At 73.7% G+C, this 25,121-nt stretch carries 16 protein-coding genes, 1 tRNA gene and 1 pseudogene; 9 read left to right on the top strand and 9 right to left on the bottom strand.

The window, feature by feature from the left end; all coding sequences use genetic code 11:
* Positions 1-129: 129 nt before the first annotated feature.
* Positions 130-606, bottom strand: a complete 477-nt coding sequence (locus ACIBIW_RS05845; protein ID WP_399332358.1) for a cytidine deaminase — start codon at positions 604-606, stop codon at positions 130-132.
* A 497-nt stretch (positions 607-1,103) separates the two neighbouring features.
* Here ACIBIW_RS05845 and ACIBIW_RS05840 point away from each other — a divergent pair, with 497 nt between their 5' ends.
* Positions 1,104-2,423: a discoidin domain-containing protein gene (locus ACIBIW_RS05840; RefSeq protein WP_399332356.1), complete on the top strand. Its 1,320-nt coding sequence runs from the start codon at positions 1,104-1,106 to the stop codon at positions 2,421-2,423.
* A 462-nt stretch (positions 2,424-2,885) separates the two neighbouring features.
* Here ACIBIW_RS05840 and ACIBIW_RS05835 read toward each other — a convergent pair whose 3' ends face one another.
* A complete protein-coding gene (locus ACIBIW_RS05835; RefSeq protein WP_399332355.1) occupies positions 2,886-3,326 on the bottom strand; it encodes a hypothetical protein in 441 nt (146 codons plus the stop codon).
* Positions 3,327-3,822: 496 nt separating this feature from the next.
* Here ACIBIW_RS05835 and ACIBIW_RS05830 point away from each other — a divergent pair.
* Positions 3,823-4,536: pseudogene (locus ACIBIW_RS05830) on the top strand (HAD family hydrolase).
* On the opposite strand, the gene ACIBIW_RS05825 reads toward ACIBIW_RS05830, so the two are convergent.
* Positions 4,491-4,955, bottom strand: a complete 465-nt coding sequence (locus tag ACIBIW_RS05825; protein ID WP_399332353.1) for a TIGR03618 family F420-dependent PPOX class oxidoreductase — start codon at positions 4,953-4,955, stop codon at positions 4,491-4,493. The pseudogene ACIBIW_RS05830 and the gene ACIBIW_RS05825 overlap by 46 nt on opposite strands.
* Positions 4,956-5,221: 266 nt before the next feature.
* Here ACIBIW_RS05825 and ACIBIW_RS05820 point away from each other — a divergent pair.
* A tRNA-Cys gene (locus ACIBIW_RS05820) sits at positions 5,222-5,293 on the top strand.
* Here ACIBIW_RS05820 and ACIBIW_RS05815 read toward each other — a convergent pair.
* Complete coding sequence (locus ACIBIW_RS05815) at positions 5,265-6,425, bottom strand: SDR family oxidoreductase (RefSeq protein ID WP_399332351.1); 1,161 nt, start codon at positions 6,423-6,425, stop codon at positions 5,265-5,267. The genes ACIBIW_RS05820 and ACIBIW_RS05815 overlap by 29 nt on opposite strands.
* A gap of 352 nt (positions 6,426-6,777) precedes the next feature.
* Between ACIBIW_RS05815 and ACIBIW_RS05810 the strand changes: the two genes are divergently transcribed.
* Positions 6,778-14,415, top strand: coding sequence for an SDR family NAD(P)-dependent oxidoreductase (locus ACIBIW_RS05810; protein WP_399332350.1), 7,638 nt, complete (start codon positions 6,778-6,780; stop codon positions 14,413-14,415).
* Between the two features lie 85 nt (positions 14,416-14,500).
* Here the strand turns inward: ACIBIW_RS05810 and ACIBIW_RS05805 are convergent, their stop codons facing one another.
* A complete protein-coding gene (locus tag ACIBIW_RS05805; RefSeq protein WP_399332348.1) occupies positions 14,501-14,869 on the bottom strand; it encodes an ATP-binding protein in 369 nt (122 codons plus the stop codon).
* A gap of 703 nt (positions 14,870-15,572) precedes the next feature.
* Here ACIBIW_RS05805 and ACIBIW_RS05800 point away from each other — a divergent pair.
* Positions 15,573-15,908, top strand: coding sequence for a MerR family transcriptional regulator (locus tag ACIBIW_RS05800; protein WP_399332346.1), 336 nt, complete (start codon positions 15,573-15,575; stop codon positions 15,906-15,908).
* Positions 15,909-15,937: 29 nt separating this feature from the next.
* Here ACIBIW_RS05800 and ACIBIW_RS05795 read toward each other — a convergent pair whose 3' ends face one another.
* The 3 genes from ACIBIW_RS05795 to ACIBIW_RS05785 form a co-directional block, all read right to left on the bottom strand.
* Positions 15,938-16,264 (bottom strand): SCO5918 family protein, encoded by a 327-nt coding sequence (locus tag ACIBIW_RS05795; RefSeq protein ID WP_399332344.1) that lies wholly within the window; start codon positions 16,262-16,264, stop codon positions 15,938-15,940.
* A 312-nt stretch (positions 16,265-16,576) separates the two neighbouring features.
* Positions 16,577-17,926 carry a DEAD/DEAH box helicase gene (locus tag ACIBIW_RS05790; RefSeq protein ID WP_399332342.1) on the bottom strand — a complete coding sequence of 450 codons (1,350 nt, stop codon included), beginning with the start codon at positions 17,924-17,926 and terminating at the stop codon, positions 16,577-16,579.
* Positions 17,927-18,264: 338 nt separating this feature from the next.
* Positions 18,265-18,468 (bottom strand): cold-shock protein, encoded by a 204-nt coding sequence (locus ACIBIW_RS05785; RefSeq protein WP_366568264.1) that lies wholly within the window; start codon positions 18,466-18,468, stop codon positions 18,265-18,267.
* A gap of 647 nt (positions 18,469-19,115) precedes the next feature.
* Between ACIBIW_RS05785 and ACIBIW_RS05780 the strand changes: the two genes are divergently transcribed.
* The 4 genes from ACIBIW_RS05780 (at position 19,116) to ACIBIW_RS05765 (ending at position 23,747) form a co-directional block, all read left to right on the top strand.
* A complete protein-coding gene (locus ACIBIW_RS05780; RefSeq protein ID WP_399332339.1) occupies positions 19,116-20,303 on the top strand; it encodes a PQQ-dependent sugar dehydrogenase in 1,188 nt (395 codons plus the stop codon).
* 160 nt (positions 20,304-20,463) lie between these two features.
* Entirely contained in the window at positions 20,464-21,369 is a 906-nt protein-coding gene (locus ACIBIW_RS05775; protein WP_399332337.1) for a hypothetical protein, read from the top strand.
* A 248-nt stretch (positions 21,370-21,617) separates the two neighbouring features.
* Entirely contained in the window at positions 21,618-22,406 is a 789-nt protein-coding gene (locus ACIBIW_RS05770; protein ID WP_399332335.1) for an ABC transporter ATP-binding protein, read from the top strand.
* A gap of 3 nt (positions 22,407-22,409) precedes the next feature.
* Positions 22,410-23,747 carry an FtsX-like permease family protein gene (locus ACIBIW_RS05765; RefSeq protein ID WP_399332333.1) on the top strand — a complete coding sequence of 446 codons (1,338 nt, stop codon included), beginning with the start codon at positions 22,410-22,412 and terminating at the stop codon, positions 23,745-23,747.
* A 99-nt stretch (positions 23,748-23,846) separates the two neighbouring features.
* Here ACIBIW_RS05765 and ACIBIW_RS05760 read toward each other — a convergent pair whose 3' ends face one another.
* The gene (locus ACIBIW_RS05760; protein WP_399332331.1) at positions 23,847-24,851 is read right to left on the bottom strand and encodes an MASE1 domain-containing protein; all 1,005 of its coding nucleotides are present in this window, start codon (positions 24,849-24,851) and stop codon (positions 23,847-23,849) included.
* Between the last annotated feature and the right edge of the window lie 270 nt (positions 24,852-25,121).

Genomic DNA, 25,121 nt, shown 5'->3' with positions numbered 1-25,121 from the left:
TCCCCCTCACGGCGGAGGAGGCCGTCCCTCCGAACGCACGCACACGGACCGAGAGCCGACCATCCGACCATCCGATCAACCGCCAACCAGCCGCCAGCCGCCCACCGCTCGCCCCAACCCCAAGCCCTCCTACTGATGCTCGCCCCAGACATACGCGGCGGGCAGCAAATCCACAATCGGGACAACCCGGATCACGCCATCCCCGCCGACACCCGCACCTACGCCACCGACACTCGCACCGACGCCACCCGCACCCCCACCCCCAACTCCCCCATCCGCCGCCACGATCACCCTCAGCCGGGGAAAGTAGTCCAGTAGCACCTGGCGGCAGCGTCCGCACGGCGGCACGACCCCGCGGTCGCGGTCGCCCACGGCGACGACCGTCTCCAGGTCGTACGCGCCCTGGGCGGCGGCCGTGCCGACGAGGACGAGTTCGGCGCAGGGGCCGCCGGTGAAGTGGTAGGCGTTCACGGCGGTGACGATGCGGCCGTCGCGGGCGCGGGCCGCCGCCGCCATGGTGTGGTTGTCGCCGCGGCAGCGGGTACGGGCGACATCGGCTGCCGCCCTGACCAGCTCCAGGTCGGCCCGCCGGGTCGGCGTGGTCATCTTCTGCCCTCCGTCGAAGTCAAGTCGAAAGCAAACTCAGGACGCCTCACGCCTCACGCCTCACACCTCACGCCTCACACCTCACACCCCGCACCCCGCACCCCGCAGAACACACTCCACAGAACACACCTCACAGAACACACCCCCCACCCCAACGCCCCCCACTCCCCGCAAGACACGCACCCCCACACACAACACCCCACCCTCCCCACGAGACACGCCCCCCATCCACAACGCCCCATCCGCGCACACGAGACACGCCCCCACCCCCCAAGCAGCAAGCCCTCCCCCTCTCTTGACATGCCCCCACCAACCGGCCAATCATCTGAGAGCGCTCTCACTAACATCCGATCACCGCGGCGCTCCTTCCGGCTGGTGCGACCGCCCTCCTGAGCGGAACCCAAGCGAACCCCCAGAAGGAGTTTCCGATGTCTCTCAGAGGCATGTGCGCTTCGTTACTGCGTCGGCGACCGGGGAGCCGGATCGGTGCCGGGGCCGTGGCACTCGCGGCCGTCGGCGCCCTCGCGCTCGGCGGCACGCCCGCCGCCCCGGCGTCCGCCGACGCGCCCGCGGCGCGCCCGTCCGCGGTGCCCGCGGCGCCGCCCGGGTTCACCACCACCTGGAGCGACGACTTCGAAGGACCGGCGAACTCGGCCCTGGACACCGGGGCCTGGCGCTACGACACCGGCGAGGGCTGGACCTTCGGCACCGGTGAGATCGAGACCATGACCGACAGCACCCAGAACGTCTACACGGACGGCAACGGCCATCTGGTGCTGAAGGCCCTGCACGACGGCTCCGACCCCGACACCGGCTGGACATCGGGCCGGGTGGAGACCCAGGCCGACGGCTTCGGCGCGCTGCCTGGCGGCGTGGTCCGCATGGAGGCGTCGATCCAGCAGCCCGACGTCACCGCCGACAACGGGGCCGGCTACTGGCCCGCGTTCTGGATGCTCGGCGCCCCGCTGCGCACCGGGGTCACCTGGCCGGGCTCCGGCGAGGTGGACATCCTGGAGGACATCAACGGCCGCAGTTCCACCTTCGGCACCCTGCACTGCGGGGTGTCGCCCGGCGGGCCCTGCAACGAGTCCACCGGCGTCGGCAGCGGCGAGCGGCCCTGCGCGGGCTGTCAGACCGGCTACCACACGTACGCGGTGGAGATCGACAGGTCGACCTCGCCCGAGCAGATCCGCTGGTACCTGGACGGCGACAACTACTACACGCTCTCGTCGGCCGACATCGACCAGGCGGCCTGGTCCAACGCGGTCGACCACAGCTTCTACATCATCTTCGACCTGGCGATCGGCGGCGCGTTCCCCGCGGCCTACGGCGGCGGCCCCAACGCGGCGACGGTCTCGGGCGGCCAGTTGAACGTCGACTACGTGGCCGTCTACAACAAGCCGCCCGCCGACGACCGCGGCGAGAACATCGCCCAGGGCAAGCCGACCACCGCGTCCTCGGCCGAGAGCGACCAGTTCCCCGCCTCCAACGCCACCGACGGCGACATCACCACCCGCTGGTCGAGCGAGTTCAGCGACCCGCAGTGGCTCCAGGTGGACCTCGGGCAGTCGTACGACCTCTCCAGAGCCACCCTGATCTGGGAGGCCGCGGCGGCATCCGCGTACGAGATCCAGACATCCGATGACGGCAACAACTGGCGCACCATCACCACCAACAACAACAGTCCCCAGGACATCCAGGACCTCACGCTGAACGGCAGCGGACGCTATGTCCGGGTGAACGCCACCGGCAGGGTCTCGGAGTGGGGCGACTCGCTCTACGAACTCCGCCTCTACGGCACCCCGTCCGGGGGCTGAGCCGTACCCGCACCCGGCCCGGGTACGCGCCCGCACCACACGGGCGGGCGCCCGGGCCGGGCAGCGGGGCCTCAAGGGCGCGGGCAGGGGCCTGTCCGGAGGGCCTTCAAGGCGCCGGTAGCGCCGGGGTCGCGCCTGGTGGCACAGCCGCGTTCTCGTCGATGGGGGGACGTTCTGAGCTTCTCGGTGGCCGGTGTCCAGCGCCCACGGGGTGATCTCGGGCTCATCCCCCCGCCTCCCAGGGTGACGACGTCGTCCCCTTCACCCGGGGCGGGCCCACCCCGCGACCGACCGAAAGCCGCTACTGCGCATCCGCTGAACCGATCTCGAACGCGCACTCAGGAAAGAGACAGAAGGGCTTTATGGCAATCACCTGTACTGAATGCGTTCATATGGAACCGGGAAGTGCCCCGGCCCGAGCCCGGGAGCACTTCTCGGTCCTGCCCGGCGCTGTGCCCAGCCTCAGCGCCGGGCAGCACGACGACGGTTCTGAGCCTGGTTGCCCTGCGTCGGAGCCGATGACTGCTGCGAGTAACCAGAATTCTGTGCTTGACCGGCTCCTCCCCTCTCATTTTCCATCTGAGCTGCCTGCGCGACGGTTGGCTGCGCGGGCAGTGAAGAGTATGTCTGAATGTACGCTGCATGCGTTTCAAGTGCATTGTTGAAGGCCATTTGAGCCTGCGGATTGTTCTGTACGTCGTTCGCTGTCCGTATGTTTGCACTTTGGAACGCTTCTCTCGCCTGGAAATACTTTGTCGCGACCTCCACGGCTTGCTGCTCGCGTAGCGCCACAGCGTTCAGGTCCGACGGCGAGGCCATTTGGTTCTGTAGTTGTTCCCTTTGCTCGGCCACTCTCTTCGCCTCGTAGTAGGCCCCGGCGTAGGCATCGTTCACCTTGTCCATGGGAGATCTTGACGACCGTTGTGGGGAAGGAGGATTGTTGCCAGTCATTGATGCTCACGCCTTCCGCTCGTTCCGGCATCGCAAGGTAAGAACGGGCTCATGCCGCGAACGGTTCACTTCAAGGGTGTCGGTGATGGTGGACCGCTTGCGGCCCTTGATCCTCTTTCCCGCGTCGGAGCCACTCGTCTCCTTGGCACGGGGGACGCCCCTCCAGGGGCAGCCCACGCGCGCCAGATACAAGATCGCGTTCCATCATTCGTCCGTCAGGTCCGACGGACAGCCCTCCCCGGCCCTGCTCATGCACCGCCCACCGAGTGACCGCCGCAGCCGGTACTGCTGATCTCAAACACACTCGGAGCGTCTCCCACCGGGTCTTCTGCCCGAGGAGGCGAGGGGGGAGGGCCAGCGCGGACGTGGAGCTGCCTGAGTACGAGGCGCCCGCCCCCCGCGGACCGTCGCCCCCGCCCCGCGCCGCCGAGTCCCGCTATGCCCCCTCGTGATTCGCGCCGTGGTCTTCGACGTCGGGGAGGGCCTGGTGGACGAGAGCCGGGCGTATGGCGCCTGGGCCGACTGGCTCGGCGTTGCCCGCCACACCTTCCACGCCGTGTTCGGCACCGTCATCGCGCGGGGGCGCGACCACCGGGAGACCTTCCAGGAGTTCAGGCTCGGCATCGACCTGGGCGCGGAGCGCGAGAAGCGCGCCGTCGCCGGGGCGGCCGGAGACGTTCGGGGAGGACGACCTGTACCCGGACGTCCGCGACGCCCTCGCCGCCCTGCGCGCCGACGGTCTCTGGCCCGGTATCGCGGGCAACCGGCCCGCCCGCTCAGGGGACCTGCTGCGGGAACTGTTCGGCGAGGACGTCGACATGATCGGTACGTCGGACGACCGGGGGCCTCGAAGCCGGACCCGGAATTCTTCCGCAGGGTGGCCGGGGCGGCCCCCGGCGGGCCCGCCGGGACCCTCCACGTCGGCGGCCGCGTCGACAACGACATCGCCCCCGCGCGGGCGGCCGGCATGCGGACGGCGCTGATCCGCCGGGGTCCCTGGGCCACGATCCGGTGGAACAGCGAGGACGCCAGGACGCTCCCGACCCTGCGCGTCCAGAGCGTCACTGAATTGCCGTCCCTGATCGCGCGCTTCGACGGGCGTGGGAGCCGCCCCCGTCACCCCAGGTCGACCGAGACCCCCTCGCCGCCCGCGAGGCCGTAGACCCTGGTCAGCCGCAGCCGGAGGACGAGGCGGCGCTCGGCGACCATGGCGCGGCGGTAGTCGTTCCAGTCGGGGTGCTCGCCGCTGATGGCGCGGTAGGTGGCGATCAGCTCCTCGACCGTCGCGTCGGCGGGGTCGGCGGCCACCGGGGCCAGCTCCGCCTCGCCCTCCGCCACCAGGTAGGAGCGGCGGTCGTCGGTGGTGACGTACAGGCTGGCGCGGGCGTCGCGGCGGAGGTTGCGGGTCTTCGCGCGGTCGTCCGTCACCGAGACCCGGACCACGGCGGCCTGCGGGTCGTACGCGTAGACGATGTTGGACAGTTGGGGCCTGCCGTCCCGTTTCAGGGTGACGAGGGCGCCCAGGTGCTGCTCGGCGAGCAGGGCCGCCGCCTCGGGGGCGACCGTCCTCAGGTCCGCCATGGCGTGCTCCGTTCCGTGGTTCGCGAGGTACGCGCGCGGGCGCGCGCCTGCTCCATCCTGGCCGCCACGCGCGCGCACCGCCAACGCGCCAACGGCCACCACACGCGCGTATCGCCGATGACCACCCACGCGCGCCACCGCCACATCGCCGCTTTGCGAACGCCGTATGGCAGCCGTATTGCACCGTGGCGATCGCGTTGCGGAAGGCCGTCAGACCTTCCTCACACGCGAGGCGGTGCCTAACGTCGTACGCGTACCACCCGCCCAGCCGTGTGCCCGAGTGGTTGAGGGAACCGCCTGCAAAGCGGTTTACGCCGGTTCGATTCCGGTCACGGCTTCTCCGCGCGCGGCGGCCGCACGACGGCCGCCGCGCTTCGCGCTCCCCCCGTCGAGCACCCCGAGGGCGGCCGCGAGGCACTCGGTGTCGATCGCGGGCGGCTCGTCCAACTCCGGTACGTCGCAGCGCAGATGCGTACGGTCGTAGGTGCGGCGCTGCGCGGTGTACGCCAGCAGGGTGGCGAACTCCTCGGCCACCCGCGCCTCCCGCGACGTCGGCCGCGGCACCTCCGGCAGCACCCGCACCGACACCCCCCGGTACGCGGTCTCGATCGCGCGGGTGAGCAGATGGACCGGGGTGTTGCGGGGGTGCGTGACATGCAGCGTGCGCACCCCGGGGCCGGTACCCGCGGCGGCGGCGGCGACCATGGCGCGGGTGGCGTAGTCGGCGCCGACCAGGTTCAGCGCGCCGTCGGGGTCGCCGGGGACCCGCAGCCGCAGCCCGAGCGCCCGGGCCGCGCCGCTCCCCGCGCCGCGCAGGGAGAGCGCCACGAACCGGCCGAGCACCCCGAGCGGCTGCTGCGGCAGCCCGGGGGGCACCGGGCGGTCCTCCACCATCAGGCTCGGCCGCAGCACGGTGGCGGCCCTGCCGCCCGCCGCCCAGGCCCGCACCATGCGCTCCGCGAGGTACTTGCTCTCCTCGTAGTACACCTGGAAACCGGCCTCGCCCGAGAGGTCGTCCTCCAGGACGTGCCCGCGGTGCCTGCGGCCCGCGACGTACGCGGTGCTCACATGGACGAGCCGGGCGCCCGGCGCCTCGTCCGCCAGCTCGATCACCCGGCGGGTGCCCAGCACATTGGCCCGGTAGACGGGTCCCGGGTCGCCGTGCAGGTTCGGCGACCCGGCGCAGTGCCAGATCGCGGTGGCCCCCGACGCCGCCGCGGCCCGCTCCTGCGCCCCGAGGCCGAGCCCCGGCAGCCCGAGGTCGGCGTGGAAGCAGCGGAGAGCGTCGAAGGCGTACGGCGGCAGCGGGGGCCCGGGCGCCCAGCGCACCGCCGCCTCGATCCGCCGCCGCAGCAGGCCGTCCTGGTCGCGGCCGAGCGCGACGACGGGCGTGTCACCACCGCCGGCCAGCAGGTACCGCAGCACACGGCTGCCGACGAAGCCGGTGGCGCCGGTGATCAGGACGGACACGGGGACTCCTTGGCGCTCGGGGACGTCCGGCCACCGTGTCAAAGACACCGCGCGCTCCGGGGAGGCCGGTTGACGCCGGGTGCGGTGCCGGGGCCGCCGCCCCTGGCCCGCCCCACGACCGGCCGTCACCCGCACGAGGTACCCCGGCCGCCGCGACGGGGACCGCTCGATCGGGTGAACACCGGGACCGCGCCGCGCCCTGCACCGCGCCGCCGCCGCGCCCCGCGCCCCCGGTAAAGCCCCCGGGCCCCGGCGCCGCGGCGCCTACGTTGTGAGCGCGTCGGACGCGGACGGGCCGTACCACTGCGGTCGCGGGCGTACCGGGCCACCGGGTACCAGGAAGGTCGCACGTATGCAGCCAAAAGAGACGAACGGCGGGGACCGCGCGGTCGCCATCGTGGGCGTGTCCTGCCGGCTGCCGGGCGGCGTCGAAGGACTCGAAGGACTGTGGGAGGCGCTGCGCGAGGGCCGCGAGCTGACGGGCCCGGTACCGGCCGACCGCTTCGAGGCGCCGCGCTTCGTGGACACCGCGCAGCCGCGCCTCGGCAAGAGCTACACCGGCACCGGCGGCTTCCTCGACGACATCGCCTCCTTCGACGCGGGCTACTTCGGCATCTCCCCCAAGGAGGCGCCGTACATCGACCCCCAGCACCGGCTGCTGCTCGAACTGGCCGCCGAGGCGCTGGACGACGCCGCCGTCGCGCCCGCCGCGCTCGCGGGCGGCGACACCGCGGTCTACGTCGGCATCTCCGACGGCTCGTACATCGCACTCCAGGACCCGCGCGACGTCGGCCCGTACTCGATGACGGGCGCGGCGTCCTCGATCGCCGCGAACCGGCTCTCGTACGCGTTCGACCTGCGCGGGCCCAGCATGGCCGTGGACACCGCCTGCTCCTCCTCGCTCGTGGCGCTCGACAGGGCCTGCCGCACCCTGCTCGACGGCACGAGCCGCACCGCGCTGTGCGCGGGCGCCAACCTCGTGCTCAGCCCCGTGCACTACATCGGCTTCTCGCAGGCGTCGATGCTCTCCCGCACCGGGCGCACCTCGGCGTTCTCGGCGCGCGCCGACGGGTTCGTGCGCGCGGAGGGCGGCGGCGCCGTCCTGCTGAAGCCGCTCGCGGACGCGCTCGCCGACGGCGACCGGGTGCGCGGCGTGATCCTGGGCACGGGAAGCAACTGCGACGGGCGCACCATGGGCCTCGCGCTGCCCAGCTCGGAGGCGCAGGAGGAGCTGCTGCGCCGGGTGTACGCGGAGGCCGGGGTGGACCCCGACGAGCTGGTCTACTTCGAGGCCCACGGCACCGGCACCCCGGTCGGCGACCCGGCGGAGGCGCGCGCGGTCGGGCGCGCCCTCGGCATGCGGCGGATGAGCGGCGAGCTGCCGATCGGCTCCGTGAAGACCAACCTCGGCCATCTGGAGCCCGCGTCCGGGATGGCGGGCCTCTGCAAGGCGCTGCTGGTGCTCGAACACCACACGGCGCCGCCGTCCCTGCACGGCGAACCGGCCCACCCCGACATCGACTTCGCCGGGCTCGGGCTCAGCCTCACCACGGCGACCCGGCCGCTCGCGCGGGTGCCGCGCCCCGTGGTCGGCGTCAACTCCTTCGGCTTCGGCGGTGCCAACGCGCACGTCATCGTCGCCGCGCCGCCCGCACCCGCGCCCGCGGGCCCGGTGAGCCTGCCCGCGCAGCCGCGCGCCCAGGGCCCCGCCGTGCCGCGTCCCACGCGCGGCGGCCACACCGGGGGCGTACCGGCCGAGGCGGCCGCCCCGCAGGCGCCCGCGGGGGCGCAGGGGCCGCTGCCGTTCCTGGTGAGCGCGCGTACCGCGGGCGCCCTGACGGAGGCGATGGCGCGCGCGGGCCGCCGCCTCGCGGACGCCGCGCCCGACGAGTTCTACGACCTGGCGCACACCGCGTGCCTGCGCCGCGGCCTGCACGAGTTCCGGGCCGCCGTGGTCGCGGGGAGCGCGGCGGAGGCCGCCGCGGCCCTCACGGCGCAGGCACGCGCCGCGCGCGCCACCCCGGCTGCCGCCGCGGAGCCCGGCGCCGACGCGGCAGCGGGCCCCGTGACCGCCCCCGGGGCGCCGGCGGGACCGCAGATCGCCGCGCTCCCGGAGACCGCACCCGGCACCCACGACGCGCCGCAGGCCGCCGCCCAGGGGCCCGACGCGCCGCCCGAGGGCGCCGCCCTGCCGCCGGTGCGCACCGCGCGTGCCGTGCGCCGCGGGCAGGTGGCGTTCGTCTTCTCGGGGAACGGCTCCCAGTGGCGCGGCATGGGCGCGGACCTGCTGGGCGCCGACCCGGTGTTCCGGGGCGAGGTGGAGCGCGTGGACGCCGCGCTCGCGCCGCTGCTCGGCTGGTCGGTCGCCGAAGAACTCGCGCGCCCGGCCAGGACGCTGGAGGCGACCGAGCACGCGCAGCCGCTGCTGTTCGCCGTGCAGGCCGGCCTCACGGCGGCCGTGCGCGCCGCGGGCTTCGAGCCGTCGATGGTGCTCGGGCACAGCGTCGGCGAGGTGGCCGCCGCGTACGCGGCCGGTGCGCTCACCCTCGCGCAGGCGGCCCTGGTGGTGGCCGAGCGCTCCCGGGTGCAGGCGCCGCTCGCGGGCGGCGGCCGGATGGCCGCGGTCGGCCTGCCGCCGGAGGAGGCCGCCGCCGTGCTCGCCTCCTACGACGGCGCGCTTGAGGTGGCGGGCCGCAACAGCCCCGCCGACACCACCGTCGCGGGCGACACGGAGGCGCTGGCCGCGCTCGGCACGCAGCTTCGCGCACGTGGGGTGTTCTTCCGCGACCTCGGGCTCGACTACGCGTTCCACAGCGCCGCCATGGACGGCGCGCGCGACCCGCTCGCCCGCGCCCTCGAAGCGCTCGCGCCCGCCGAGGGCGCCGTGCCGCTCTACTCCACCGTCACCGGCGCCCAGCTCCCCGGCACCGAACTGGACGCCGCCTACTGGTGGGAGAACGTGCGCCGCCCGGTGCTCTTCGCGGACGCGGTGGCCGCCGCGGCGGCGGACGGCGCCGACGTCTTCCTGGAGATCGGGCCGCACCCGGTGCTCCGCGGCTGCCTGAGCCGCAGCGCGGAGGGCGCCGCCGTACTGCCCACGCTCCACCGCGACGTGCGCGGCGCCGCCGCCGAGGGCGCCGTCACGGCCGCCACCGCCGCGCTCCTCGCCTCCGGCGTCGGCGTCGACGCGGCCCGCTGGTTCCCGCGCCCCGGGCGGGTCGTGGACCTGCCCGCCTACCCCTGGCAGCGGCAGCGCCACTGGGTCGGCGGCCCCGGGAGCTGGTCGCGGCCGAGCGGCGGCGGCGCCTTCGAGCACCCGCTGCTCGGCAGGCGGGTGCCCGCGCCGCACCCCGTGTGGGAGGGCGCCGTCGAGCCGGTGCTCGTGCCCTGGCTCGCCGACCACCGCATCGGCGGGCTGCCGCTGATGCCCGCGACCGGTTTCGTGGACATGGCGCTCTCCGCGGGCCGCCTCGCCCTCGGCGGGGAGCCGGTGGAGGCCGAGTACACCACCGTCACCAGCGGGCTCGCGGTGCCCTGGGAGGAGACCGGCGGCGTCACCCTGCACCTGTCGCTGCGGCCCGACGACGGCACCGTCGCCATCGCAAGCACCGACGCCACCACCGCGGCGCCGCGCCCGCACGCCACCGCGCGCGTGCGCGTCCTGCGCCGCCCACGGCCCGCACCGCTCGACCTCGACGCGCTGCGGGCCCGCTGCCCCGCGCGCGTCGCGGCCGACGAGTTCTACGCCGCCACCGCCGCCGTCGGCCTCCAGTACGGGCCAGGATTCCAGGTCCTGCACGAGCTGTACGCGGGCGAGGGCGAGAGCCTGGTCGGCTACCGGCACCCCGCGCCCGGCGCCCCGTACGTCATCCACCCCGCGGTCCTGGACGGCGCGCTCCAGGCCGGGGTGCAGTTGCTGCGGGACAGGCTCGCGGCCGGCCAGGTGTTCCTGCCCGCGCGGCTCGGCGCCGTACGGGTGTGGGGCGAGCCGCCCGCCGAGGGCGCCGTGTGGGCGCGGGAGCGCGACCGCACCGACGACGAGGTCTGCTGGGACCTCGTCCTCACGGACCCCGCGGGGCGGGTGTTCGCCGAGGTCGAGGGCTGCCGGCTGCGCCGCGCCCCGGCCCGCACCGCGGTGCCGGTGACGGTGCACCACACGGTGCTGCGCGCCGCCCCGCACCCGGGCGTGCCGCTGCCGCCCATGGCGCTGCCGTCCCCCGCCGACACGCTCGCCGCGCTGCCGATGCCGCCCCACGAGCCGCGTCCCGAAGGGCTCGACGCGTTCAAGGAGTTCGGGGCGCGCCAGTGGGCGCGGGCGCTCGCGGCGCGGCTGCCCGCGCCGTTCACCATCGCCGATCTCGCCGCCACCGGCATGCACACCGCGCGCGCGGAAGCCCTCGTCGCTCTCATGGCGCGGCACGGGCTGCTCGCCGGGGAGCCGGGCGACGGCTGGCGGGTGGCGGGCGAGGCCGCGGACCCCGAGGAGGCGGGGCAACGGTGCCTCGCCGTGGCGCCCGGGCTCGTCGGCGCGCTAGCCGTCGCGGCGGAGGCGGCGCCCGCGCCTGGCGCCGTGCCGCCGACGCCGGGGCTGCGCCACCACCACAGGCTCGCGGCGCGGCTGCTCGCCGCCGCGCTCGAAGGACGGCCCGCCGACCGGCCGCTGCGGGTCCTGGAAACCGGCGCGGGCAGCGGCGAGTTGACCGCGGCACTGCTGCCGCTGCTGCCCGCGGACGCCACCCGCTACCTGTTCACCGACACCGGCTCCGCCCACTTCCCCGCCGCCAGGGCCAGGTTCGCCGGGTACGACTTCGTCGAGTACCGGGAGTGCCCCGGCTATGCGCCGGGGGCGGGCGCCGAGGGCGAACCCGGGCTGCCCGAGGGCGGCTTCGACCTCCTGGTGACCGGGCAGGCGCCCGCGCCCGACGCGCTCCCCGGCCTCGTGGCGCTGCTCGCGCCCGGCGGGCGGCTGCTGTGCCTGCCCACGCACGACGCGGAACTGCTCGCGCTGCTCGGCGAGTTGCCCGAGCACCCGGTGGTGCCGCGTGCCGAGTGGCCCGCGCTGCTCGCCGGGCACGGCTTCACGGACGTCGCGCTGACCGGCGACGACGACCAGCACTCGGTGGTGCTCGCGGCGCTCCCCGACGAGCCCGCCGACGGACGCGCGCTCTGCGACGCCCCCGCCGACCAGCACCGGCCTGCCGAACCCGGCCTCACCCACGCGCCGCGAGGCGCCGTATACGTACTGCTTGCCGAGGACGACAGGGGGCAGCCGCTGCTCGACGCGCTCGCGGCGGACCTGCGCGGGCGCGGCGCCGCCGTGGCGGCGCGCGCGCCGGGCGAACTGCCGGGCGCCGACGCCTTGGCGGGCCCCGCGGGGCAGCCCACCGACGTGGTGCTGCTGCTGTCGCCGGGCGCCGAGGGGGCCGACGGCGGGCAGGAGTCGGTCACCCGGCGGATCGCCGCGCTCGGCGCGCTCGCCGCCGCCCAGCGGGCGGGCGCGCCGCCCGCACGCTTCTGGCTGGTCACAGGGCCGCACGCCGGACTGCCCGCCCCCGCGGGCGAGTCGGGCCTCGCGGACGCCGCCGCCTGGGCCGCGGCGCGCTGCCTCAGCAGCGAGCACCCCGACCTGGAGGGCCGCAGGATCAGCCTGGCGCGCGGCGCGGAACCGGCCGCCGACGCGGCCAGGCTCGCCCGCGAACTCCTCGCCCCCGGCGCCGAGGACGAGATCGTGCTGAGCCCGCGGGGCCGCTTCGTGCCGCGTGAGCGCGGCTACACCGCGCGGGAGCGCAGGGCGGGCGGCGGGAAGCCCGCGGACGCCGCGCCGTTCGGGCTCGTGGTGCGCGACCCCGGGCTCTCCTACGAACTGGCGTGGGCGGACATCGACATGCCGCGTCCAGGACCCGGCGAGGTCGCGGTGCGGGTGCGCGCGGTCGGGCTCAACTACCGCGACGTCATGCAGTGCACGGGCCTGCTGCCGCGCGAGATGTGCGAGGGCACGTTCTCCGAGAAGGGCCCCGGGGTGGAGTTCGCGGGCGAGGTCACCGCCTGCGGGCCCGGCGTCACCGAGTTCGCGCCGGGCGACCGCGTCTCGGGGTGCGCGGCCGCCTGCCTCGCCACCCACACCGTCGCACCGGTCGCGGGCCTGATGCGGGTCCCCGACGCGTTCACGTTCGCGGAGGCCGCCACCCTGCCGGTCGCCGCGCTCACCGTGCACTACGGCCTCGGCCACCTCGCGCACCTCGCCGCGGGCGAGACGGTGCTGGTGCACGGCGCGGCCGGGGCCGTCGGCATCGCGGCGCTGCGGTACGCGCGCCGGGTCGGCGCCCGCGCCATCGCCACCGCGGGCACCCCCCGCAAGCGCGCCCTGCTGCGCGCCCTCGGGGTGCAGGACGTGCTGGACTCGCGCTCGCTCGACTTCGCCGAGGAGGTACGGGAGGCGACCGGCGGCGCGGGCGTGGACGTCGTCCTGAACTCGCTCGCCGGGGAGGCCCTGGCCCGCTCGCTCGAACTGCTGCGCCCCGGCGGCCGGTTCGTCGAGCTGGGCAAGCGGGACATCCACGAGAACAGGCCGCTCGCGCTGCGCCCGTTCGACAACAACATCGGCTTCTTCGGCATGGACATCTCCAAGCTGCTCGGCGACCCCGCGTTCGCCAGGCGGCTCGCCGCCGAACTCGCCGCCGAACTCGCGGTGGAGCGCCACCGCGGCCTGCCGCACACGGCGTTCCCCGCGGCCCGGGTCGCCGAGGCGTTCACCCTCCTCCAGCACTCCCGCCACATCGGCAAGGTCGTCGTCACCTTCGACGACACGGACGAGCCGCCGCTGGTCGAGGCCCGCCCCGCGCCCCCCGCCGCCGACCCCGCGGGCACCTATCTGGTCACCGGCGGCACCGGCGGCTTCGGCGCCGCCTCCGCGTCCTGGCTCGCGGGCCTGGGCGCCCGCCACCTCGCCCTGGTCGGCAGGGCGGGGCCCGGGGCGCCCGGGGCCACGGAGCTGCTGGCCGCACTCGCCGCGCGCGGCGTGGCGGCGACGGCGTACGCGGCGGACGTCACCGACCCCGAAGCGGTACGGGGCGTGCTCGCGGCCATCGACGCCACGGGGCGCCCGCTGCGGGGCGTGGTGCACGCGGCGATGCTCCTCGACGACGCCCCGCTCGCCGATCTCACCCCCGAGCGCACGGCCGCCGTCCTCGCGCCGAAGCTGCGCGGCGCCGCCCTGCTCGACGCGCTCACCGCGGACCGCGACCTCGACCTGTTCCTGCTCTACTCCTCGGGTACGGCGCTGTTCGGCAATGTGAAGCAGGCGCCCTATGTGGCCGCCAACGCGTATCTGGAGGCGCTGGCGCGCCGCCGCCGCGCCGCGGGCCGCCCGGCGCTCGCCGTCGCGTGGGGCGCGCTCGGCGAGACGGGGTACGTGGCGCGCACCGGGCTCGCGCGGCACTTCGAGGGCGTCGGTATCGGGCTGCTGTCTCCGCGGGAGGCGTTCGCCGCGGCGGAGCTGCTGCTCGGCACGGGCGCGGACGTCGCGGGCGCGGGCCGCTACGACTGGCGCCGGGTCGGCGCACTGGTGCCCACGGAGACGGGGGCACGGCTGCGCGAGCTGGTCCCCGAGGACGCGGGGCCCGCGGGCCTCGACCGCGAGGAGATGCTGCGGGAGCTGCGCGGGCTGAGCGCGGACGCGGCGCTCACGAGGCTGACGGAGGAGCTGACCGAACTCATCGCCGCGACGCTCCAGATGGACCCGGCAGACCTCGATCCCGACCAGCGCCTCGACTCGTTCGGCCTCGACTCCCTGATGGGCACCCATCTCCTGGCGTCGATCCAGGGCCGCTACGACATCCAGATCCCGTTCATGGAACTCCTCAGCAGCGAGGGCACGGTACGCGGCCTCTCCCGCCTCACCCACCAACGCCTCGGCCTCTCCACCCCGCCCCCGCCCCCCGCGGCGGTACCGGGCCCACGGGAGGAGGAGGCGGGGACGATCAGGGCGTGAGGGGGGCGCCGGGGGCGCCAGGGCTGACGGGACCGCGACGGTCTCCAGGACGCCGCTGCGTCCGCCGTCCCGTCGAGCCGGGCGTTCACCGCGGAATCACCGCGTAAACGATCTTGCCGCGCCCCGGCCCGGGGATGACGGTGACGCTGCTGGTGAGGGAGCGGATCATGTGCCAGCCGAAGCCGCCTGTGCCGTCCGTGTAGTCGGGGTCCCGCTCCCTCGGGGGTTCGGGGCTGAGGTCGCCGACGGCGACATGCACCGCGTCCGCGTCAGCGCTGAGGTGCATGCGGTAGCGGCCCCCACCGTGCCGCAGCGCGTTGGTGACCAGCTCCGACACCACCACGGCCACGGTCTCCCCCCGGTCGGCGGCCGGAGGTGGGACGAGGCTCTCGGCGAACGCGCGGGCGACGTCACGGGCGTGCGCGATACCGAAGGGGCAGTCGTCCTCCACCACGACGGGCCGCACCGCTGATGTGCCAGAGGCAGATGTGCCAAGGGCTGATGTGCCAGGGACTGTCTCCGTCTCGCTCATACGCGGAACACCGCCTCCGCCTGTAGGTTGCACCGCCGACTCAGGCTTGTGCCCGCAGCGCGGCACTTCAACCGGGCGGGTCACACTTCCGGACCCGTCGAAGGCAGGATCAGCCAGGCTGGAGCTACAGAATATCTGTAGCGGCCGGAGTAGACATTGCCGTCTGCGGGGGCTAGCATTTTCCACGTAGCCCAGAAGTCAGAAGGGCGCGGCAGAGGTGAGGCGCCGCGCTGGCAAGTCAGTGCAGAAGCGGTCCGGCAGCGGAGTGGTGGAGCCGTAAGTGGTGGGTTCTCCCGCTGGCTGCCGGGCCGAGCGACCCCAGGGGTCGCACAGCAGTCCCGTGTCACCAGTCAGTACAGATCGAACCAGATAGATCGAAGAGGTAAGGAGCAGAACGCCATCAGGATCGCCCGGGGTCGGGACGACGTCCGCCCGGGTACCGCAGACCCCGGATTGGAAGGTGGTCCCCGGTCACGCAACCGCGATCCCCGCAGCCCCGCCTTCGCGGGTGGCCCTGCGGATGAAGTGAGCCGGTGCAGTCAGCCGGCAGATGGTGTTGAAAGCTCGGGGCCCGGGCGCCAGTCGGCGCTCGGGCCCCTCGATGCGTCCCCGGAAGAAGAGGTCTATGCCCCCTCGCGGTATCCGCCCTGCCGACAAGTTCGACGACGACGACTATCCCGCCTACACCATGGGCCGGGCCGCCGAGATGCTCGGCGCCACACCGGCCTTCCTGCGCGCGTTGGGTGAACACCGGTTGATCACCCCGCTGCGGTCAGAAGGCGGCCACCGCCGCTACTCCCGCTACCAGTTGCGCATTGCCGGCCGGGCTCGCGAACTCGTCGACTCCGGCATTCCCATAGAGGCGGCCTGCCGCATCATCATCCTCGAAGACCAGCTTGAGGAAGCCCAGCGCATCAACGACGAACTCCGCGGTCACAACCAGCCCGAGACCTCGGCCTGACCCTCGCCCGACCGCCGCACGAGGTCGGCTCACACCTGCCCGTAGTTCAGGGGGGCGGGCCGTGTGCCGAGCATGGCGGAAGCCCTCTGGTAGGGGTCGCCCGCGGGAGCGGGTGCGGCGGCGGGGCGGGTACGGCAGGTGAAGCGGAGGCTGGTCATGGCTCTCAGGACCTCGACGGCGCTGAAGTCCCGGCGGTCCTGGCGGGTGATGACCTGTCCGACCTGCTTGGGCGGATAGTGGCGTCGTCCGATGATGACGAGGTCGTCGGTGACCGGCTCGGGCTCGACGCCCTTCATCGATTCCAGCACGCCGTTTCTGGTCAGGTCGAACGGAAAGCGGGCGATGATACAGCGCATGATGCCTCACAGAGAAGGAGCAGACGGGGCCGTGCGGGATGAGTGGGCTGTTCAGCGGGAGACGGCGAGCGCGCCGGGGCGCTGCTGTGGTCCACGGTAGGGGACGGGTCTTCGGGCGACCGGCGGTGCACCGGGTGTTCGGCCGCGGAGCCCGCGTCGTCGGCGACATCGCGCAGCCGCGTCCGGCCCGTGTAGCTGGCCGGGGCTGTCGCGGACATCGGCGGGGCGGGCCAGGGTGACATATCGGTGCGCCGCCCGTCCTCGTCGCGGACGACCAGGTGGCGCAACGCCCGCTGTGGGCGCCCGCCCGGTTCACCGAAGCGGGGCGGCGGCCGCCGGGGCCGCTCCGCGCTTGCGGCGGCGTCCGGCCGCCGGTGCGGCGATGACGACGGGAATGCCGGAGGGGGCCTGTGCGCCGGTGATGCGGTGCAGGGCCCCTCCGCCGGCCCGGACCTGGGTGGTCTGCGGGACGACACCGGCCGCTGCCATCAAGCGGGCCATGCTCCGCCGCTGGCCGGGGGTGACCAGGGTGACGACGCTGCCGGACCGGCCGGCACGGGCCGTGCGGCCACCGCGGTGCAGATAGTCCTTGTGGTCGGCCGGCGGATCGACGTTGACGACCAGGTCGAGGTCGTCGACATGGATGCCGCGCGCGGCGACATTGGTCGCCACCAGCACACGGATGTGGCCCGTCTTGAACTGTGCCAGCGTGCGGGTGCGCTGCGGCTGCGACTTCCCGCCGTGCAGGGCCGCGGCCCGCACCCCGCTGTGCAGCAGATGCTCGGTGAGGCGGTCGACGGCGTGCTTGGTGTCGAGGAAGAGGAGCACCCGGCCGTCGCGTGCGGCGATCTCGGTAGTCGTCGCGTGCTTGTCGGCGCCGTCGACGTGGAGCACATGGTGCTCCATCGTCGTGACCGCACCGGCCGAGGGGTCGACGGAGTGCACCACGGGGTCGTTGAGGTAGCGGCGCACGAGCAGATCGACATTGCGGTCCAAGGTGGCGGAGAACAGCATGCGCTGCCCGCCGGGGCGCACCTGGTCGAGCAGGGCGGTGACCTGTGGCATGAAGCCCATGTCGGTCATCTGATCGGCTTCGTCGAGGACCGTGACGGCCACCTGGTCCAACCGGCAGTGGCCCCGGTCGATCAGGTCCTTGAGGCGCCCGGGTGTGGCGACGAGGACCTCGGAGCCGTTGCGCAGAGCGGCCGTCTGCCGGCCGGCCGGCATCCCGCCCACGACCGTGGCCAGCCGCAGGCGCACGGAGCGGGCATAGGGCGCGAGCGCGTCGGTGACCTGCTGCGCCAGCTCACGGGTCGGTACGAGGACCAGCGCGAGCGGTCGCCCGGCCTCGGCACGCCGCCCGGCCGTACGGGCCAGCAGGGCCAGGCCGAAGGCGAGCGTCTTGCCCGATCCTGTGCGTCCCCGGCCCAGCACATCGCGGCCGCCGAGGGAGTTCGGAAGCGTCGCGGCCTGGATCGGAAACGGCACGGTCACGCCTTGCGAGCCGAGCGCGGCCACAAGCGCCCCGGGCATGTCGAGATCCGCGAACCTCTCCACGGCGGGAAGCGCGGGGCTGACTGTCCTGGGGAGGGCGAACTCGGCCTGCACCCGGGCGGGACGCACGCTGCGCGCACCGGAAAATCGGTGGCCTGTGCGGTTCATGGGGAGCCTTCCTTGATACGGCACACATCAATGAATTTTCCGCAGCGATGAACAGCACGGAGAATCACAAGAAGCGGCCGGATGGAACGCGAAAAGAACTCGATCGCGTGCAGTCTGCGCAGGCGCCCGCGGAAAAGGCGGCCATACGACGGTGATACGTCACCTGGAAGTACGGCCGCACGGCAGCCGGATGCGCTCCTGCGCCCCTTTCGGGGCGCTTCGGGGGCGGAGAATGCAGCTTTTGAGCCGCCCGGGACGAGACAGGCGCCGCGCGACGCATACAGAGGGGGCCCGCACCCCGAAGGATGCGGGCCCCCTCTGCACGTATATGAGCCGCGTCAGGCAGGAACGATGTTCTCGGCCGTCGGGCCCTTCTGGCCCTGCGCGATGTCGAAGGTCACCTTCTGGCCTTCGAGCAGTTCACGGAAGCCCTGGGCGGCGATGTTCGAGTAGTGGGCGAACACGTCAGCGCCGCCACCGTCCTGCTCGATGAAGCCGAAACCCTTTTCCGAATTGAACCACTTCACGGTACCTGAACTCATGGCATTCTCCTTCGGGGCAGTGCACCGGCATCCGCACCTCGCGAATGCCGTGTCGCCGCGATGATTACCCCGACCGGAAAAGACCGGAAATACGCAGGAATGCCAGGCGGCGCGAACGCCGCCCGAAGCACCTGAAGTACTGGGAACCACAACTGCAACCGGGAACGACAGTAGCACGCCGGAGCAGGCCGGGCAGGCCGGATATCGCCATTGCGGCCGCCGCGAAACTAAATCTGTGCGCAGGCCGGGCTAAAATTCTGGGTCCGCTGGAACAGTTTTTGAGGAATCCAGGGCACAGCATTCAGGGAAGAGCGGTGCCGTGCCCGCGCCGCCGACGGGGCACCGCCGGCGATCACGCGCCCCTTCTCCGCACGCGGCAGCAATGCCGCAGCGCGCAGGGGCATCGCCGACGTCCCGCACGGCTCCGCCGGCTCGTCGGCCGCGTCCCGCCGTCCCGGCTCCCCGGCGCGGCCACGCCCCGGCGGAGCCGGAACCGCATCCCGAAAGATCCCGCCCCGGCGCCCCCGACTCCCCCTGGTCCCAACCCAGTTGAGCGGGTAACGTCGGAGGGCCACCGTTGTGCAAAGTTTTCGTAACTCGTTTCGCGCCTTCGTCTGAGGAATCCCCCACGCACCTCTGGAGTCGCCATGACGCAACGAAGAAGCCTGCTCGGCAGGCTCGGCCTCGCCCTCACCGCGCTTCTGCTGACCTTCGCCGCCGCCGGGCAGGCCACGGCCGCGGCGCCGCTCGACGACCTGACCGTCACCACGGAGCAACTCGCCTTCGGGCTCCAGCGGCCGACCGCGATCGCCGCGCCCGACGACGACAGCGGGCGGCTGTTCATCCTGGAGAAGGCCGGGCGGATACGGGTCTACGACCCGGCGTCCGGACTCGTCGAGGAACCGCTCGCCGACCTCACGAACGTGGTGGACGCGGACGACAACGAGCGCGGGCTGCTCGGCATCGTGCCCGCGCCCGACTTCGCCGAGAGCCAGGACCTCTACGTCGCCTACACCGCGCTGCCCGACGGCGCCGACACCCTCGCCCGCTACCACGTCACCGACGGCACCCTGACCCCGCTGCTCTCCCAGGACCACGCGGAGAACACCAACCACAACGCGGGACAGCTCGCCTTCGGCCCCGACGGCTACCTCTACTGGGGCATCGGCGACGGCGGCGGCGCCGACGACCCGCCCAACAACGCCCAGAACCTGAACACCCTGCTCGGCAAGATCCTCCGCCTCGACGTCGGCGCCACCTGTGGCGACCTGCCGTACTGCGTGCCGGACGACAACCCGTTCGCGGACCGCGCCGACGCCCGCCCCGAGATCTGGGTCTACGGGGTGCGCAACCCCTGGCGCTTCTCCTTCGACAGCGAGGACGGCTCGCTGTGGATCGGCGACGTCGGCCAGGGCGCGCAGGAGGAGATCGACCATCTGACCGCGGCCGACGCGGGCGCCAACCTCGGCTGGTCGTGCCGCGAGGGCACCGGCGAGCACGAGCCGGAGCGCTGCGACGACGGCACCGTCTTCAAGGAGCCGGTGTTCACCTACCCGACCTCCGACGAGGGCTGCGCGGTGATCGGCGGATTCGTCTACCACGGCGCCGAGTTCGGCGACCTCGCCGACGGCACGTACCTCGCGAGCGACTACTGCTCGACGACCGTGTGGGCGCTGCGGCCGAACGGCGACGGCTCGTACGAACACGCCACGCTCGGCGTGCTGCCGACCCAGGTCACCGCCTTCGGCCAGGACGTCGACGGTGAGCTGTACATGGTCAACGACCTCCCGGGCCAGCTCCACAAGCTGTCCTTCGAGGAGACCTCGCAGGGCTGATTCCGGCCGTGAACAGGGACGCGGCGGCGCCGGTCCCCCGCTTCCGCGGAGGGGCGGCGCCGCCCGCCGCACCCGGAATCGAAAATGTCCACTAGTTCCTTTGGGTGTCTTTATGCGGTAAGTGCGTTACGAAACATCGTATGGGCGGCGTTGTCTCATCGTGGAACCACGTGAATTCTGGGATCGCAACAGCGTGCTGGCGGAAGCATTCTGCGCCAGTGACGAGCGGGTACGGCACGCCCAGGCCGTATTGGACGAGGCCCAGGCCGAACGCAGCAGAACTCTGGCCGCGTTCGCCGTCACGGTCGGTCATGACGGCACGATCGCGGATCTGATGGGTCTGACCGAGCGCGAGGTACGGGTGGCCCGCCGCACCGTCGGCCGCGGCGACGCCCGCATCGTGGCGGAGGAGCTGCTGACCAGGGGCCCCCAGGGCCCGGAGCCGCAGCTCACCGCGGAGGCCGCGCAGCCGGCACCGCCGCTCGTCGCCGTGCAGGGCCCGCAGGGCCAGCCGGGGGCGGCAGCCGGGGCGCAGCAGGGCCCGTCCCCCGCGGCCCAGCAGGCCCCGGTCGCACCGGCCGTGTCCGCCGCACCTGCCGCGCACACCGCGCCCGCCGCCGTGTCGGCCGCCCCCACCCCCGCCTCGGCCTTCTCCTCCTTCTCCTATCCCCTCACCGCCGTCCCCGCGTCCTCGGTGCAGGACCTGATGGGGGAGCAGCTCGGCTTCCATGTGCCGCACCCCAGGGAGGAGATGCCCGCACCGCCCGAGGTGCCGCCCGACGTTCCGGCCGCCGCCCCCGAGCCTCCGGCCAGTGTGGTCTGGTCGCCCAGCATGGACTCGGTGCTGCTGTGGAGCTGGCGGTCCAACCTCGACCTCCAGACCGTCGCCGCCGAACTCGGCGTCGACCTCGGCTCGCTGCTCCAGCGGGTCCAGTCCCTCGCGGGCGAGGGCCTGCTCTCCCCCGCGCCGCCCGTGGAGCCGGTGCGCTCTGGGCGCCACCGCCGCCACCCCTACGAGGCCGGATACGCCACGCTCGTGGACGCCGCGGTGCCGTTCGCCGTCTGACCCGGCGGGGCACACCGGGCGCCACCGCCCGGGGCCCCGCCCCGCCACGGCTCGCCCGCCTCCCCCTGACGGCCCCCGCCGGGCGCGAACCCCCCTGCGATGGTGCACTCAACACCACCCCCGCTTCGGGTCGTGGACCCAATGTGCCGCGAACCCCCGCTCCGTAACTTCTTAAGTGCAGTCGGCACCGCCGAAAGCACCCACCGGAAGAAGCGGGCGGCGCCGCCGCCGAGAAGGGGGAAACCCAGATGTTCCGCAGCAAGCGTTCCGAGACCGCACCCCACCCCGAGGCCCTGCGCCTCATGGATGTCACCAAGGTCCACGGCCAGGGCGAGAACGCGGTCACCGCGCTCGACGGAGTGTCGCTGAGCCTGCCCGCCGGGAGCTTCACCGCGGTGATGGGCCCCTCGGGCTCGGGAAAGTCCACCCTGCTCCAGTGCGCCGCGGGCCTCGACCACCCCGACAGCGGCCAGATCCTGGTCGACGGCGCCGAGATGACCGGCGGCAGCGAGGCGAAGCTCACCAAGTTCCGCCGCACCCGCATCGGCTTCGTCTTCCAGCAGTACAACCTGCTGCCCACCCTCTCGGTGGAGCAGAACACCACCCTCCCGCTGAAGCTCGCCGGCCGGTCCATCGACCGCAGGGCGGCCCGCGCCGTCCTCGGCGACGTCGGCCTCGGCGACCGCCTCGGCCACATGCCCGACGAACTCTCCGGCGGCCAGCGCCAGCGCGTCGCCATCGCCCGCGCCCTGGTCACCAGGCCGAGCGTCATCTTCGCCGACGAGCCCACCGGCGCCCTCGACCTGCGCAGCGCCCGCGACGTGCTGCGCCTCCTCCAGGAGGCGGTACGGCTGCACGGCCGCACCGTCGTCATGGTCACCCACGACCCGGTGGCCGCCTCCTACGCGGACTCGGTGGTCTTCCTCGCCGACGGCCGCCTCGCCGGGAGCATGCTGCACCCCACCGTCGACGCCGTGGCCGAGCGCCTGGCGCACCTCGGCGACGTCTCCGCCCACCACGTCCCGATGGGAGTCTGACCGATGCTCGCCCTCGCCCTGCGCTCCGTACGCAAGCGACCCGGCCGGTTCTTCGCCACGCTGCTGGCGGCGTTCCTCGGCGCCGGGGTCACCATGACCTTCAACTCCCTGCGCGACACCGCGGGCGCCGCGGGCGTCGACAAGGCGAGCGCCGACAGCCTGACGACCATCTCGACCGTCGTCGGCGGCTACGGCACCCTCCTCGTGTTCTTCGCGATCGCCTCCACCCTCACCATCAACGTCCGCCAGCGCGCCTCGGAGATGCACCTGCTGCGCAGCACCGGCGCCACCCCGGCGCAGATCAAGCGGATGGTCGTCGGGGAGGCCGCCCTGGTGGCGCTGCTCGGCACCGTGCTCGCGATCGGCCCCGCCATGCTCGGCGGCCGGGTCCTGCTCGACATGTTCAAGGACAGCGGGCAGATCTCCGACGGCGTCTCGTACACCTTCGGCTCCTTCGCCCTGACGGCGGGCCTGCTGACGAACCTGGTCGCCGGGATCGGCGCCGCGTTCCTCGCGGTCCGCAGGGCCACCAGGGCCGAGGCGGGCGGCCGGGCGCCGCGGACCCGGCTGCGCACCGTCGGCGGCGCCCTCGCGCTGATCGCCGGGGTCGGCGGGGTCACCACCACCTTCGCGATGGACGCCGACGAGCCCGGCCTGATGGCGTCGCCCGCGTACGGCGCGATCCTGATCTCCGTCGGCTTCGCCACGCTCTCCCCCGCGCTGCTGCGCTCGCTCCTCGGGCGCCTCGGCAGGCCGATCGCGGCCCTGGCCGGGGCGGGCGGCTATATGGCGGTGGAGAACATGCGCAAGCGCGCCGCCCAGCTCTCCGGCATCCTGATGCCGCTGATCATGTTCACCGCGGTGGCCACCGCCACCCTCTACATGCAGGGTGTCGAGAACTCCGCCCTCGACGCGGCCGGGGTCACCCAGACCACCGAGGACAAGAACCTCCAGACCCTGAACCTGGTCGTGGTCGGCATCATCGCCGCCTTCGCCTGCCTGATGCTGATCAACAGCCTGTACGCGGCGACCTCGTACCGCGGCCCCGAGTTCGGACGCCAGCGGCTCGCCGGGTCCACCCCGCGGCAGGTGCTCGCCACCGTCGCCACCGAGGGTGTCGTCCTCAGCGTGACCGGGCTCTTCTTCGGGACCGTCGCGGCACTGGCCGGGATCATCCCCTTCACGATGGTCCGCACCGACGCCACGCTGCCGGACCAGGGCCCCGGGATCTGGCTGGCGGTCGCGGGCATCGGCGCCGCGGCGACCCTGGTGACCGGGCTCGTCACCACCCGGCGGGCGCTGCACACCCCGGCCGTGTCGGCGGTGGCGGTGGCCGCCTGAGCCCCCGGCGGGCGGGCCGCTCACCCACCGCCGCCCCGCACCGGCACCGGGCACCCCCGAGAGGGCAGTCGCACCCCGCGACTGCCCTCTTCGCGTGCCTCACAGCTCCGTGCTGCCGCGCCGCGTGGCCTCGTCGCGCAGCGGCCAGTGCGCGACGGAGGCGCCCGGAGTGAGGTAGTCGACGACCTCGGCCAGCTCGAAGCAGACCTGCTCGATCCGCAGCCTGACCTTGAGCTGCTCGGTGACCAGGGTGGACAGCAGCAGCGAGGTCACCACGGCAGAACCGTTGAACGCCTGCACGAACCACATGCGCTCGGTCACCGACTGCACCGAGAAGAGGCCGCGGCTGTCCGTCGCCGCCTCGGTCACCAGGATGGCGGTGTACAGCACCGTCGGCGCGGCTCCCGGCATCCGGAAGCGCAGGGCGCTCCAGATCACCATGGGGAACATCACGAAGAGCAGCCGGGTGCCGGTGAGCGTGATGAGGGGCGTCGCCACGAGCACCACGGCGCCCAGCAGCGTCGCCTCCACCATCCGGCCGAGAGAGCGCTCCTCCGGCACGAGGCCCCTGCCCCGTACGAGCATCAGCAGCAGCGGCGTCAGGAGCAGCACGCCGAGCACGTCCCCGGCCCACCACACGGACCACACCGCCCAGAAGCCGCCGGGCTGGATGCCGCCCTTGTACGCCTGGAGGGACGCCCCTACCGAGGCGCTGATCACCATCCCGGCGAAGCCGCCGAGGAACACCAGCGAGAGCCCGTCGCGCAGCCGGTCCATCTGGGGCCTGAAGCCGACCCTGCGCAGCAGCCACCAGGACAGCAGCACGGCGCAGGTGCTGCCCACGGAGATCGCGATGCCCTCGGGCTTGAAGGGCGACCCCGTCAGATAGATCGACAGCGCCCCCATCAGCACCCCGGGCCACATCCGCACGCCCCACAGCAGCAGCGCGGCGAGGGCCACCCCCATCGTCGGCCACATCGGGGTGACGACGACTCCGTCGATGGTCAGCCGCTTCAGCAGGCCGAGACGGCCCGTCCCGTAGTACGCCGCCGCGAGGACGATCCATCGCAGGGGCCACGACCACCAATCCGATCTGCTGCGCACCCCGTCATGAGATACCGCGTCGGCGCCCGCCGCGGCCAGGACACGCGGCAGGTCCGCCGGGGGACGCAACCGCCGCGGGGCGGGCCCGCACGGTCCCGGCGGGCAGAACGGCCGGGACCTTCCTAGGATGAAAGGCGGCGCTCGCACGCACGTCCGTCGCCACGGCCGACGCGATCCACGCCCCCGGCACGGTCCGCACCCGCGGCGCCCCGGCGCACCCCGCCGGAACAACCCGTACCCGACCGTCCTCCGCAGGAGGCCCTACGCCAC

The sequence above is a fragment of the Streptomyces sp. NPDC050560 genome, assembly GCF_044457285.1.
Classification (GTDB): domain Bacteria; phylum Actinomycetota; class Actinomycetes; order Streptomycetales; family Streptomycetaceae; genus Streptomyces.
The sequence above is the reverse complement of the archived record's forward strand: the minus strand, read 5'-3'. Positions and strand labels throughout refer to the sequence as shown.